The following is a 13,789-nucleotide window of genomic DNA, read 5'->3' as shown; positions in this document are numbered from 1 at the left end:
CCGGAGTGCGGCCGGGTGGCCCGGACGACCGAGCTGATGGTTGCGAAGGAGGGGTGCGCGGCCTGGGTCCACCCCGTGATGGCGGCCAGGCTAGCAGCAGGATTTTGCGATTGCATGAATGATTCTTGGGACGCCGAATTCACGCGTCCCCCTGCATTGTCAGTGCTTCACCGGAGCGGGTTCGTCGGAGGCCCGGCGCAGGGTCGCCATCGAACGGTCCAACGCGTTCTTCATCATCTTCGACACCGGCCGCTCGACCAACCGGTGGATCAGCCAGGCCGCCACCATCACCGCGAGCAGGGTCGTCCCCAGGGCCGCCCGGACACCGAAGTCCTTGGTGAGCAGCCAGTGGATCAGCGTCCAGCCGATCTCCTGGTGGATCAGGTAGAGCGGGTAGGTCAGCGCACCGGCGACCGTCAGCCACGTCCACTGCACCCAGTCGAACACGCCCAGCGCGGCACCCAGCACCAGGGCGAACGCGGCCGTCACCACACCGGCCATGACGTTCCACGAAAGGGGGTGGCCGAGAACGTTGACGTACACCTCCTGGATGGAGGTCAGGCGGGTCAGCGCGAGGATCCAGGAGAATCCGACGATCCCCCAGAGCAGCAGGTTCTGACCGAAGCGGTACATCAGGAACATGCCGACGCCGGCGATGAAGAACGGCGACTCGTTAGGCATGGCGAGGGTGGTCAGCAGCGGGAGGTCCGCCTGCGGCGCGAGCACCGCGAGGATCGTCCAGATCCCGCAGAACGCCACCACCTTGCGGTAGGTGAGGCCCGTCGCCACGACGATCGCGAAGAGCAGGTAGAACCGCATCTCCACCCAGAGCGTCCAGTAGACGCCGTCGACGTGCCGCATCCCGAGCGGGGTCTGAAGCATGGTCAGGTTGCCGAGGATGGTGCCGGCGTTGAGCCCGTCACCGGCCCCCGAGCGGGCGAACTGCTTGAGGTTCAGCACCACCAGGCTGGTGAGCGCTATGCCCGCCCAGTAGCCGGGGTACAGCCGGACCACCCGGGAGACGAAGAACTCCCCCGGCCGCTTCCCCCAGCAGCTCATGCAGATCACGAAGCCGCTGATGACGAAGAACAGCTCCACCCCGAGCCAGCCGTAGGCCGCCATCCGGTTCACCGTCGGCAGTACGTCCTTCGGAGTGACGCCCTGCCACACCCCGGAGATGCCGACGTAGGCGGTCCAGTGGAAGGAGAGCACGCTCAGGGCCGCGAAGAGACGCATCCCGTCGAGCGCGTACAGCCGGGGGCGCTTGGCGCGACCGTCAGGCGACTGGCCCGCGCGCGCGGCCGAACGGCGCCGGAGAAGCGAGGGCTTCGTGAGAAGGGGGGCAGAGGTCATTCCGGAGCGCTTTCAGCGAGTGGGGCGGAGAGCCTCGGTCAGCCTCGCCCTGGCGACGGCTGCGGGTGGCTCAGTCTATCCGCAGCGCGATCGCCCTACGCACAGGACCCCCGCGCGCTCCGCGCGACACGCCGAAGGGCCCCGCACACCGAGGTGTGCGGGGCCCTTCGGACTTCACCTGTGTGACACAGGCAGGTCCAGAGCCTCGATTACTTGAGGATCTTGGTGACCTGGCCGGCGCCGACGGTGCGGCCACCCTCACGGATGGCGAACTTCAGGCCCTCCTCCATGGCGATCGGCTGGATCAGCACGACCGTCATGGCGGTGTTGTCGCCCGGCATGACCATCTCGGTGCCCTCGGGGAGGGTCACCACGCCGGTCACGTCCGTGGTACGGAAGTAGAACTGCGGGCGGTAGTTGTTGAAGAAGGGGGTGTGACGGCCACCCTCGTCCTTCGACAGGATGTAGGACTGGGCCTCGAACTCGGTGTGCGGGGTGACCGAACCGGGCTTGATGATGACCTGGCCGCGCTCGACATCCTCGCGCTTGATGCCACGGAGGAGCAGACCGACGTTCTCACCGGCCTGGCCCTCGTCGAGCAGCTTGCGGAACATCTCGATACCGGTGACCGTGGTGGTGGTCTTGGTCTCCTTGATGCCGATGATGTCGACAGTCTCGTTGACCTTGAGGATGCCACGCTCGATACGACCGGTGACGACGGTGCCACGACCGGTGATCGTGAAGACGTCCTCGATCGGCATCAGGAACGGCTGGTCCACGGCGCGGGCCGGGGTCGGGATGGCCTCGTCGACCGCGTGCATCAGGCCGAGGAGCTTCTCGCCCCACTCCTTGTCGCCCTCCAGCGCCTTCAGCGCGGAGACGCGGACGACCGGCAGGTCGTCGCCCGGGAACTCGTACTCGGAGAGGAGCTCGCGGACCTCGAGCTCGACGAGCTCCAGGATCTCCTCGTCGTCCACCATGTCGGCCTTGTTCAGGGCGACGACGATGTAGGGGACGCCGACCTGGCGGGCCAGGAGGACGTGCTCCTTGGTCTGCGGCATCGGGCCGTCGGTGGCGGCGACGACGAGGATCGCACCGTCCATCTGGGCCGCACCGGTGATCATGTTCTTGATGTAGTCCGCGTGACCCGGGCAGTCGACGTGGGCGTAGTGACGCGCCTCGGTCTGGTACTCGACGTGCGCGATCGAGATGGTGATACCGCGCTGCCGCTCCTCCGGCGCCTTGTCGATCTGGTCGAACGGCGTGAAGGGGTTGATCTCCGGGTACGCGTCGTGCAGCACCTTGGTGATGGCCGCGGTAAGGGTCGTCTTACCGTGGTCGATGTGACCGATGGTGCCGATGTTGACGTGGGGCTTCGTCCGCTCGAACTTCGCCTTCGCCACTGCAGTCCTCCTGAGGACAGTTCTGTACGCCGTGCTGACGTCAGTTGGTCTTTGATCGGGTTGGGTATGCGGCGCTGGAGTGCGCCCCATGCCGTCCCGCGGGTGGGGGCGGAGGCCCCCGGGGGAATCCGAGTGGGTTCCCCCGGGTTCGCCTCCTAATAGCCTAAGGGTTCGCAATCGTCCCGAATGTCGGGATGTCCTGCGAGCTCGGGCAAGGACTCGGCTCGCGCCGGTCCTTACTCGCCCTTGGCCTTGGCGATGATGTCGTCCGCCACGTTCCGCGGAACCTCGGCGTACGAGTCGAACTGCATCGAGTAGCTTGCGCGACCAGAGGTCTTGCTGCGCAGGTCACCGACGTAGCCGAACATCTCGGAGAGGGGCACCAGCGCCGAAACGACGCGGGCACCGTAACGCTCGTCCATGGACCGGATCTGGCCACGGCGAGAGTTGATGTCGCCGATCACATCGCCCATGTAGTCCTCGGGCGTGGTGACCTCGACGGCCATCATCGGCTCCAGCAGGGTCGGAGAGGCCTTGCGGGCGCCCTCCTTGAATGCCATCGAGCCGGCGATCTTGAACGCGAGCTCGGAGGAGTCGACGTCGTGCGAGGCACCGTCGAGCAGCGTCACGCGGACACCCTGGAGCGGGTAGCCGGCGAGCACGCCGAACTCCATGGCCTCCTGGCAACCGGCGTCGACCGAAGGGATGTACTCCTTCGGCACGCGGCCACCGGTGACCTTGTTGACGAACTCGTAGCCCTCGCCGGACTCGATCGGCTCGATCGCGATCTGGATCTTCGCGAACTGGCCGGAGCCACCGGTCTGCTTCTTGTGCGTGAAGTCGATGCGCTCGACGGCCTTGCGGATCGTCTCGCGGTACGCGACCTGCGGCTTGCCGACGTTGGCCTCGACCTTGAACTCACGCTTCATACGGTCGACCAGCACCTCGAGGTGCAGCTCGCCCATACCCGCGATGATGGTCTGGCCGGTCTCCTCGTCCGTGTTGACCTGGAAGGACGGGTCCTCCTCGGCCAGGCGCTGGATGGCGGTACCGAGCCGCTCCTGGTCGCCCTTGGACTTCGGCTCGATCGCGACGCGGATGACCGGGGCCGGGAAGTCCATGGACTCCAGGATGACCGGGTGCTTCTCGTCGGACAGGGTCTCACCGGTGGTGGTCTGCTTGAGACCCATGACGGCGACGATGTCGCCGGCGCCCACCGACTCGATCTCCTCACGCTTGTTCGCGTGCATGCGGTAGATCTTGCCGATGCGCTCCTTGCGGCCCTTCACCGCGTTGAGGACGGCGGTGCCGGCCTCAAGGCGCCCGGAGTAGATCCGGACGAAGGTGAGCTTGCCCAGGTGCGGGTCGGACATGATCTTGAACGCCAGAGCCGCGAGCGGCTCGTCGTCCGACGCCTTGCGGGAGATCTTGACCGTGTCGTCGCCGGGCTTGGTGCCCTCGATGGACTCGATGTCCAGCGGCGACGGCAGGTAGTTGACGACCGCGTCGAGCAGGGGCTGAACGCCCTTGTTCTTGAAGGCGGTGCCGCAGAAGATCGGCGTGAAGTCCGAGTTCAGCGTGCCCTTGCGGATCGCGGCGATCAGGAGCTCCTCGGGGACGGCCTCGCCCTCCATGGCGAGCTCCATCACCTCGTCGCTGACGGTCGACACGGTGTCCAGCAGCTGCTCGCGGTACTCCTCGGCCTGGTCCACCAGGTCGGCCGGGATGTCGACGATGTCGTACATCTCGCCCTTGGCGGCCTCGGCCGTCCAGACCAGCGCCTTCATGCGGACCAGGTCGACAACGCCCTGGAAGTCCGCCTCGGCACCGATCGGGAGCTGCATCACCAGCGGGGTGGCGCCGAGGCGCTCCACGATGGTGTCGACGCAGAAGAAGAAGTTCGCGCCCGTGCGGTCCAGCTTGTTGATGAAGCAGATGCGCGGGACGCCGTAGCGGTCAGCCTGCCGCCACACGGTCTCGGACTGGGGCTCCACGCCGGCGACACCGTCGAACACCGTGACGGCACCGTCGAGGACGCGCAGCGAACGCTCCACCTCGACGGTGAAGTCGACGTGACCCGGGGTGTCGATGATGTTGATGGTGTTGTCGACGCCGTCGAGCGTCCAGTGACAGGTCGTCGCGGCCGACGTGATCGTGATGCCGCGCTCCTGCTCCTGCTCCATCCAGTCCATGGTGGCAGCGCCATCGTGGACCTCACCGATCTTGTACGAGACACCGGTGTAGAACAGGATCCGCTCGGTGGTGGTGGTCTTGCCCGCGTCGATGTGCGCCATGATCCCGATGTTGCGGACCCTGGCGAGGTCAAGGGAGGTTGCAGCCATGGTGGCTCGTTCTCTCTCTGTCTAGTGACGGGGTTCGGACTACCAGCGGTAGTGCGCGAAGGCCTTGTTGGACTCGGCCATCTTGTGGGTGTCCTCGCGACGCTTCACGGAAGCGCCCAGGCCGTTGCTGGCGTCGAGGATCTCGTTCATCAGGCGCTCGGTCATGGTCTTCTCGCGACGGGCGCGGGAGTAACCGACCATCCAGCGCAGCGCCAGGGTGCTGGCGCGGCCCGGACGGACCTCGACCGGAACCTGGTAGGTCGCGCCACCGACACGGCGGGACTTGACCTCAAGAGCCGGCTTGACGTTCTCCAGCGCGCGCTTCAGCGCCACGACAGGGTCGGAGCCGGTCTTCTCGCGGACGCCCTCGAGGGCGCCGTAGACGATCCGCTCGGCGGTGGAGCGCTTGCCGTGCAGCAGGATCTTGTTGACCAGCTGGGTGACGACCGGGGAGCCGTAAACCGGGTCGATGATGACCGGGCGCTTCGGGGCGGGGCCCTTACGAGGCATTCTTACTTCTCCTTCTTGGCGCCGTAGCGGCTGCGAGCCTGCTTGCGGTTCTTGACACCCTGGGTGTCGAGCGAACCGCGGATGATCTTGTAGCGGACACCAGGAAGGTCCTTCACACGACCACCGCGCACCAGCACGATGGAGTGCTCCTGCAGGTTGTGGCCCTCGCCCGGGATGTAAGCGGTGACCTCGATCCCGCTGGTGAGGCGCACACGGGCGACCTTACGAAGCGCCGAGTTCGGCTTCTTCGGGGTGGTCGTGTACACACGCGTGCAGACCCCGCGGCGCTGGGGCGAGCCCTTCAGCGCGGGAGTCTTGTTCTTCTCGACCTTGTCCTGCCGGCCCTTTCGGACCAGCTGCTGGATCGTAGGCACCGTTTCTCCGTTTTCTGTGTGCCAAGGCTTGGTAAAACTAACCTGCGGTGTCTCCATCGCACACGACCCCGTGGTCGACCCACGCGGTCGGGTGTGTTGGGCTTATTCCGACACGGAATCCCATGAGCTGATGTACAGCGACGGCGCTCAACGCGCGGAGCGCTGGGAGGCGCTCCGGCTCGGCGCGGCGGCCGGTGTGCATGCACGCACAAGGACCCGGGGACACCCCAGGCACAAGGTCAGAGCGTACCTAGCGCATCGGGCTCGGTCAAAACAAATGCAACGCCGCAGGTCGCGGCGGTGGCCGGGCGGCGCCGGGGTGTCGCGCGCACGACTTCCCGGTGACGAACCGCTCTTCTGCCGCTCTACCACACCCCGGCGGGCGCCGCCACCGGGGCGGGCGCCCGCGGGGGGCCGGGCGGGCGAGGGCGATCGGCCGCTCAGGCGCTCAGGCGCTCAGGCGATCAGGCGATCAGGCGATCAGGGCCAGCATCAGCAGGGTGTAGACGGCGCTGGCCAGGTAGCCGAAGACCAGGCCGACCGTGGCCATGGTGTCGCCCTCCTCGTTGCGCTCCCGGATCTGGGCCTTGGCGATGTGCCCGGTGATCACGGCCGGCAGCCCGAGCCCCATCAGGCCGAGCACCATCGACGCCACGGCCGTGCTGTTGGTCGGGCGGGACGGCACCGGCGGGGGCGGCAGCAGGAAGGTCTGCGGCACCGGCTGGCCGACCGCCGTCATCGGCGGCATCGGCGTCACCATCGGACCGGAGGGCAGATCGGCCACCAGCCGGGCCAGCTCGCCGTACGTCTGCGCGGCGCTGGCCGCGTCGAAGCGCTGGCCGTACTCGTCGGCGGAGAGCCGGCCCTCGGCGTACGCGGCCTTCAGCACGTCGACGGTGCGGTCCCGGTCGGTGTGGGCCGCCCGCATCGCCGACTGCGGCATCGGCGCCGGCTGCGCGTAGGACTGGGCGTACGGCTGCGGCTGCGCGTACGGCTTGGCCGGTACCTGGGGCGGCCGTCCTCCGTACCCGGGGCCCTGCTCGCCCCACGGTTGAACGGCCATCCGCCACCTCCGACACCCCGGCGCGCCGTGCGCGCTCACTGGCCTTCATAGTGCAGGACGAACAGGGGGCCTGAGTAGTTGCCACTTTCCGCGACCTGCCTCGGCGGCCCCCGAGGAGTGCCTCACACTCACCCGTTCGGCCCAGCCCAGGCCAAGATCATCAATCCGGACGACAGCCCGCCCCGGGCGATGGCAGGCTGGCCTGGACATTCACCCGTTTCCCAGCAGAGAAGGCCGCCATGCAGGCGTCAGCACCGCCGTCCCCGGTCCCCGCGTCCCCGGTCCCCGCCGCCGTCAGCATCCAGGGGCTCTGGAAGCACTTCGGCAGCCAGGCGGCGGTCGCCGGACTGAGCCTGGAGCTGCCGGCCGGCGCGTTCATCGGCCTGGTCGGCCCGAACGGCGCCGGCAAGACCACCACGCTCTCCATGGTCACCGGCCTGCTCCGGCCCGACCAGGGCACCGTCCTGGTGCACGGCGCCGACGTCTGGGCCGACCCGGTCGCCGCCAAGGCCCGGATCGGCATCCTGCCCGAGGGCCTGCGGATGTTCGAACGGCTCAGCGGCCGCGAACTGCTGCAGTACAACGGCCGGCTGCGCGGCCTGCCCGGGGCCGAGGTGGACCGCCGCGCCGAGGAGCTGCTGGCCGTCCTGGACCTCGCCGGTGACGCCGACAAGCTGGTCGCCGACTACTCCACCGGGATGCGCAAGAAGATCGGCCTGGCCGCCGCGCTGCTGCACAACCCCGACGTGCTCTTCCTGGACGAGCCCTTCGAGGGCGTCGACCCGGTCTCCGCCCAGACCATCCGCGGCGTGCTCAAGCGCTACGCCGCGGCCGGCTCCACCGTCATCTTCTCCAGCCACGTCATGGAACTCGTCGAGCAGCTCTGCGACTGGGTCGCCGTGGTCAACGCCGGCCGGGTGATCGCCCAGGGCCCGCTGGACACCGTGCGCGGCGACCGCAGCCTGCACGAGGCGTTCCTGGACCTGATCGGCGTCCGCGAGGACGACGGCCAGGCCCTCGGCTGGCTCGGGGGCGAGCGGTGAGCTCCACCCGCGCCGAGACCGGGGTCCGCACCGCCCGCGCGACCGTGCCCGACGGGCGCGTGGTCGTCCGCACCCTGGTGTCGCTCAAGCTGCGACTGCTCCGCAACGGCCTGCGGCGCAGCCGCGGACGCGCCGTGCTCTACGTCGTCGGCACGGTGGCCGGCCTGCTGTTCGCCTCGCTGATCGCGTTCCTGCTGGCCCTGCTGAACGGGCACGCCGGCGCCGGCGACGCGGGCGTGATGCTGGTCGGCGCCCTCACCATCAGCTGGGCCGCGCTGCCGCTGTTCCTCTTCGCCAGCGACGAGAGCGCCGACCCGACCCGGCTCACCATGCTGCCGCTGCGCCCCGGCCCGCTGCTGCGCGGCTCGGCGCTGGCCGCGCTGCTCGGGCCCGGCCCGCTGGTCGCCCTGGTGCTGGTCACCGGCGCGGCGCTGTCCGGCGCGGACGGCGCCGCCTCGGCGGCGGCCGCGGTGGTCGGCGTCCCGCTGACGGTGCTCACCCTGGTGACGCTCTCCCGCGCGGTCGCGGCGGGCAACGCCCGGCTGCTCTCCAGCCGGCGCGGCAAGGACTTCGCGATCTTCGGCGGTCTGCTCTTCGCGCTGCTGATCCAGGTCGCCAACGTCGGTTCGCAGAGCGTCTTCGGCAAGCCGGGGAAGGACGGCCTCGACCTCAGCCCGCTGGCACCGATCGCCTCGGTGCTGCGCTGGGTGCCGCCGGTCGGCGCGGCGGACGCCGGACGCACCGCCGGTGAGGGGCGGTACGGGCTGGCGCTGCTCCAGCTGGCCTCCACGGCCGTCGTGCTGGCCCTGCTGCTGCGCTGGTGGCGGGCCAGCCTCCAGCAACTGATGGTCACCGCCGACGCCTCCACCCTGGAGGTGGCGCGCGGCGTGCAGGCCTCGCGCGGCTGGGGCTTCCTGCCCGCCGGCCGGACCGGCGCGGTGATGCAGCGCCACCTGCGCTACGCCTGGCGGGAGCCGCGCGCCAAGGCCGCCGTCTTCACCAGCATCGGGATGACGGTGGTGATCTGCGTGCTCTCGGTGGTCCAGGGCTGGTCGACCGTCTACCTGGTGGCCGCCACCGGGATGTTCCTCGGTCTGCAGATGCTCAACCTGTTCGGCATGGACGGCTCGGCGTTCTGGATGGTCGCCGCGACCCTGCTGACCCCCGCCGACGCCCGCGAGGAGCTGCGCGGGCGGGCGTTCGCGATCCTCTCCTACGCGGTGCCGGTCACCCTGGTGCTGGCGCTGCTGCTGGCCGCCGTCACCGGTGACTGGGCCGGTCTGGCGCCGGCCTTCGGCCTGGCGCTCGGCCTGCTCGGCTGCGGCATCGCGATCGGCGCGGTGCTCAGCGTGCTGGCCCCGTACACCATGCCGTCCGACAACAACCCGATGCGCAACGCCGCCCCCGGCCAGGGCGGGCTGGTGATGCTCAACAGCTTCGGCTCGATGTTCGGCGCCGCGCTGCTCAGCCTGCCGGTCTCCGGCTACCTCGGCTGGGCGCTGCTCTCCGACGGCCCGGCCTGGCCGGTGCTGGCGCTCGGCCCGCTGTACGGCGCGCTGGTCGCCTTCCTCGGCATCCGGCTGGCCGCCGGCCGCCTGCTGGAGCGCGCCCCGGAGATCCTGGCCAAGGCCGTCGAACGCTGACGGCCGCCCCGTCGGGCACCCCGCGAGCGCCCGGTCCCCGTCGTCGGGGCCGGGCGCTCCGGCATCATGGGCGGAGGCCGCCCCGACCGCGGGACCGGCACGACGAGAGCAGGCGACACCGTGGGCAAGCGCAGGCAGCAGGGCGGGACCGGGGCGGACGGGAGCGCCGGACCGCTACTGGAGCAGGCGGTGCGAGCGGTGCTGACCGCACCGGACGAGGGGCTGGACCTCGCCCTGGACACCGGCGCCTCGCTGCTGGCCGCCTCCCCCGCCCAGTGGCCGGCGGTGAGCCGGGCACTGCTCGGGTACGCGGACACGGCGGTCGGGCGCTGCTGGTCGGCGGGCTGGCGGCCGGCCGACCTGGCCAGGGTGGTGCGGCGGGAGCTGAAGCCGGTGCACCTGGCCCTCGCGGTGGACCTCATCGCCGCCGAGAACCGCCGCCACCCGGCGGCCGCCACCGACCGGCGCTGGCAGGAGCAGCTGCGCGAGCTGGAGACCGCGGTGTGGTGGCCGGGCGACGAGGCGTACCTGGGCGCCTTCGCCGACCGCCACCGGCTGGACCGGTTCGCGCTGGCCACCCACGTGCTGGAGCTGTTGCGCAGCTGGGGCCGGCTGCCCCCGATCGCCCCGGTCGGCCCGGCTCCCGGGCCGGGCGGGCAGGCCCCCCGGACGGAGCGGCGGGCCGCGGGCCCGGTACCGGGCGAGCCGCGGATGCTGTCCCGGATCCGGGCGTTGCTGGCGAAGGCTGAGTCCACCGAGTACCCGGAGGAGGCCGAGGCGCTGACCGCCAAGGCCCAGCAGCTGATGGCCCAGCACAGCATCGACGACGCGCTGCTGGCGGTCGGCGGCGAGGACCGCGACGCCCCGGCGGCGCTGCGGATCGGCGTGGACAACCCCTACGAGGTCCCGAAGACGATGCTGCTGGACGCGGTGGCGGCGGCGAACCGGTGCCGGGTGGTCTGGGCGAAGGAGTTCGGCTTCTGCACCATCATCGGCTTCGACGGCGACCTGGACGGCGTCGAGCTGCTCTACACCTCGCTGCTGGTGCAGGCGACGCACGCGATGAACAAGGCCGGTTCGCGCCAGCACCTGGACGGCGCCTCGCGCACCAAGGCGTTCCGGCACTCCTTCCTGGTCGCGTACGCGGCGCGGATCCGTGAGCGGCTGACCGCCGCGACCGAGCAGGCCACCAGCGACGCGGCGGCCGGGCGGCACCTGCGCGAGGACGGCACCGAGGAGCAGCTGGTGCCGGACGAGCGGCTGCTGCCGGCGCTGGCGGCCCGGACCGAGGCGGTCGACCAGCAGGTCGGGCGGATGTTCCCGAAGCTGGTCTCGCAGCGGGTCCGGGTGAGCGACGGCGAGGGCTGGGTGGCGGGCCGGGCGGCGGCCGACCGGGCCGCCCTGCACGGCCGGGCCGGGGAGATCCGGCGGTAGCGGTCGGGCCTGATAGAACGGACGTCGGCAGGGCCGGTCCGGCCGGTCCGGCCTCGGCCCGACCGGCCGGGCGGGCCCCGGGAGCGAGGGGGAGCGACGGTGGCGGTGACGGAGTCGGGGTATGCCGACCGGGTACGCGGGGCGCTGCTCGGCGGGGGCGTCGGCGACGCCCTGGGCTGGCCGGTGGAGTTCCGGCAGCTGCAGCAGATCCGGGAGCAGTACGGCCGGGCCGGGGTGACCGGGCTGCCCGGTGGCGGCCGGATCGCCGAGGTCACCGACGACACCCAGATGACGCTGTTCACCGCCGAGGGGCTGATCCGCGGCTTCGTCCGGGGCTGGTCGGGCGGCGGCGGATCGGTGCCGGAGGCCGTCCACGGCGCCTACCGGCGCTGGCTGCTGACGCAGCAGCAGGGCGCCCCGGACCAGGGCCCGCTCCCCCGCCCGTACGACGGCTGGCTGCTGCGGCAGCCGTTCCTGTACGCGCGGCGGGCGCCGGGCAACGCCTGTCTGAGCGGGGTGTCGTACCACCCGGAGTTCCGGGCACCGGCGCCGTTCGGGCAGCCGGGGCCGATCAACGCGCACTCCAAGGGGTGCGGCACGGTGATGCGCTCGGCGCCGTTCGGGCTGGCCCGGCTGGGCGTCGAGCAGTCCTTCGGGCTGGCCGCGCAGTGCGCGCAGCTCACCCACGGGCACCCGACCGGCTACCTGGCGGCGGGCGCGTTCGCGTCGCTGGTCGAGCGGCTGGTGGACGGGGTCGAGCCGTGGACGGCGGTCGGGCAGGTCGTCGAGCAGACCCGGGACTGGCCGGGCTCCAAGGAGACCGTCCTGGCGCTGCACCGGGCGGTGCGGGTGGCCGAGGAGGCCGAGCCCTCGGCGGAGGCGGTGGAGCGGGTCGGGCTCGGCTGGATCGCCGAGGAGTGCCTGGCGATCGCGGTGTACTGCCTGCTGGCGGCCGCGTCCGGGCCGGACCCGGCCCGGACGGCGCTGCTGCTGTCGGTGAACCACTCCGGGGACAGCGACTCCACCGGCGCGGTCTGCGGCAACCTGGTGGGCGCGGCGTACGGCGCGGCGGCCCTGCCGACGGCCTGGACCGAGGCGGTCGAGGGCACGGAGACGCTGCTGCGGGTGGCGGACGACCTGCTGGTGCTGTTCGGCAGCCGCGAGCCGACCCACCCGGCCCTGGACGGGCGCTACCCGGCCTGGTGACCGGGCGGGCCGCCGGGGCGGGCCGCCGGGGCGGGCCGCCGCACGGCCCCGGCGGCGCCGGTCACCCGGCCTGCGGGTCGGTGACCTGGCCGAGGAAGAGCGGGCGGCCGGTCGTGGTGTCCCTGATCAGGAACAGGAACGGCCGGTCGATGTGCAGTTCCTCGGCCCTCTTGGGGGCCGCCCCGGCCGCCGCCTCGATCCCGACGCCGCTCCCGGCGGCGGCCACCGTGCCGTCCTCGTCCACCTGCACGGTGGCCTTCTGCACCACCGTGCCGACCTTCAGCCGCTCGTCCGTCCCAGGTCCGGGGATGCCGCCGAGGTCCGCGGCGTCGAAGGCCGCGGCGACCCCGAGCGCCCGCAGGGTCGGCGTCAGCTCGTTGGCGGTCTCGAAGTGGAAGCGCGGCAGGGTGAGGTCGACCGAGCGCTCGGTGAGCGAGTCGAGGATCATCGTGAGCTGGGCCTGGTCCAGGCCCTTGCGGAAGGCCTCGAACCCGCCCTGGGCGGGCACCAGCAGGTCCATCGCCATCCCGCCGTCCGCGTAGGGCAGTTCGACGGCCTGCCAGGGCTGGCCGAGGATCCCGCCGGAGCCGTCGGCGTAGCGCAGGGTGCCGGTCCGGGCCATCGTGGCGACGGACGGGGTCGAGCCGTCCGGCCGGTGGAACGGCCGGTCGGAGGTCTGCGAGGCCTTGAACGGGGTGGCCCACCTCGCCTTCAGGTAGAGCGCGTCGGTGAGCGCCAGGCGGGTGTCCTGGTTGATCGTCCGCTCGGCGAAGAGGTCCTTGATCCGGCCCTCGGTCGCCTTCTCCACCGTCGCGTTGACGGTCCTGCGGGCGCTCTCCGGGTCCTTGCGGAAGTCGGCGGTGTGCACGCCGGTGCCGAAGGCGGCGGCGAGGGTGGCCAGGTAGCCCTGGTCGAGCGGGAAGCCCTGCTGGACCCAGAGGTCGTCCGCCTGGCGCAGGGTCAGGCCGTCGGTGGGCGGGCCGGTCCGGTTCAGGGCGCCGGTGGCGAGGGCGTACTGCTGCGGGGTGAGCCCGGTGTGCAGGGCCTTGGCGAGCTCGTCCGCGGTGGCGCCGCGGGCACCGGGCAGCACCATGGCGAGCACGGTGGCCAGGCCGGACGGCGAGAGCACGAGGTTGCGGCCGGCCCCGTCGGGCGTGGCGGTGAGGGTGCGCAGCAGGTCCAGGCCGAAGGCGTTGGTGGCGGCGGCGGTCGCCGCGACGTGGGCCGGGTCGGCCGGCGGGGCGGAGGTGGGTGCGGGGGCCCGGACGACCTGGTCCGCGACGCCGGTGCTGCCGCAGCCGGTGAGCAGCGGTGCGGCGAGCGCGGCGACGAGGACCGGGGCGAGGAGCGGGGCCGCCGGGCGGCGGCGGGTGCGACTGCGGGTGCTGCGCGTGCGACTCGTCATGGCGGTTCGACGC

At 71.4% G+C, this 13,789-nt stretch carries 11 protein-coding genes; 4 read left to right on the top strand and 7 right to left on the bottom strand.

Annotation, left to right across the window (positions count from 1 at the left end):
* Positions 1-159: 159 nt before the first annotated feature.
* The 6 genes from ABT263_RS01315 to ABT263_RS01290 form a co-directional block, all read right to left on the bottom strand.
* Complete coding sequence (locus tag ABT263_RS01315) at positions 160-1,353, bottom strand: acyltransferase family protein (RefSeq protein ID WP_352286353.1); 1,194 nt, start codon at positions 1,351-1,353, stop codon at positions 160-162.
* Positions 1,354-1,562: 209 nt separating this feature from the next.
* Positions 1,563-2,756: an elongation factor Tu gene (gene tuf, locus ABT263_RS01310; RefSeq protein WP_329488145.1), complete on the bottom strand. Its 1,194-nt coding sequence runs from the start codon at positions 2,754-2,756 to the stop codon at positions 1,563-1,565.
* Positions 2,757-2,992: 236 nt separating this feature from the next.
* Entirely contained in the window at positions 2,993-5,098 is a 2,106-nt protein-coding gene (gene fusA, locus ABT263_RS01305; RefSeq protein ID WP_329488147.1) for an elongation factor G, read from the bottom strand.
* A gap of 39 nt (positions 5,099-5,137) precedes the next feature.
* Entirely contained in the window at positions 5,138-5,608 is a 471-nt protein-coding gene (gene rpsG, locus ABT263_RS01300) for a 30S ribosomal protein S7 (RefSeq protein ID WP_148644378.1), read from the bottom strand.
* A 2-nt stretch (positions 5,609-5,610) separates the two neighbouring features.
* Positions 5,611-5,982 carry a 30S ribosomal protein S12 gene (rpsL, locus tag ABT263_RS01295; RefSeq protein WP_014144289.1) on the bottom strand — a complete coding sequence of 124 codons (372 nt, stop codon included), beginning with the start codon at positions 5,980-5,982 and terminating at the stop codon, positions 5,611-5,613.
* 472 nt (positions 5,983-6,454) lie between these two features.
* On the bottom strand, positions 6,455-7,045 hold the full coding sequence (locus ABT263_RS01290) for a DUF1707 and DUF4190 domain-containing protein (protein WP_352286351.1): 591 nt from the start codon (positions 7,043-7,045) through the stop codon (positions 6,455-6,457).
* A gap of 239 nt (positions 7,046-7,284) precedes the next feature.
* Here ABT263_RS01290 and ABT263_RS01285 point away from each other — a divergent pair, with 239 nt between their 5' ends.
* The 4 genes from ABT263_RS01285 to ABT263_RS01270 all read left to right on the top strand — a co-directional run bounded on the left by ABT263_RS01285 (position 7,285) and on the right by ABT263_RS01270 (position 12,371).
* Positions 7,285-8,088 carry an ABC transporter ATP-binding protein gene (locus ABT263_RS01285; RefSeq protein ID WP_329488150.1) on the top strand — a complete coding sequence of 268 codons (804 nt, stop codon included), beginning with the start codon at positions 7,285-7,287 and terminating at the stop codon, positions 8,086-8,088.
* Positions 8,085-9,731, top strand: a complete 1,647-nt coding sequence (locus ABT263_RS01280) for a GumC domain-containing protein (protein ID WP_352286349.1) — start codon at positions 8,085-8,087, stop codon at positions 9,729-9,731. The genes ABT263_RS01285 and ABT263_RS01280 overlap by 4 nt, the downstream gene beginning before the upstream one ends.
* A gap of 120 nt (positions 9,732-9,851) precedes the next feature.
* Positions 9,852-11,165: a DUF2786 domain-containing protein gene (locus ABT263_RS01275; protein WP_352286347.1), complete on the top strand. Its 1,314-nt coding sequence runs from the start codon at positions 9,852-9,854 to the stop codon at positions 11,163-11,165.
* Between the two features lie 105 nt (positions 11,166-11,270).
* Positions 11,271-12,371, top strand: a complete 1,101-nt coding sequence (locus tag ABT263_RS01270; protein ID WP_352286345.1) for an ADP-ribosylglycohydrolase family protein — start codon at positions 11,271-11,273, stop codon at positions 12,369-12,371.
* 61 nt (positions 12,372-12,432) lie between these two features.
* Here ABT263_RS01270 and ABT263_RS01265 read toward each other — a convergent pair whose 3' ends face one another.
* Positions 12,433-13,776 carry a serpin family protein gene (locus ABT263_RS01265; RefSeq protein ID WP_352286343.1) on the bottom strand — a complete coding sequence of 448 codons (1,344 nt, stop codon included), beginning with the start codon at positions 13,774-13,776 and terminating at the stop codon, positions 12,433-12,435.
* Positions 13,777-13,789 lie beyond the last annotated feature (13 nt).

Origin of the sequence: Kitasatospora sp. NPDC001603, assembly GCF_040298365.1 — a bacterium.
Taxonomy (GTDB): Bacteria; Actinomycetota; Actinomycetes; order Streptomycetales; family Streptomycetaceae; genus Kitasatospora.
Note: the sequence above shows the minus strand (reverse complement) of the source record. Positions and strands in the feature narration are given on the sequence as shown.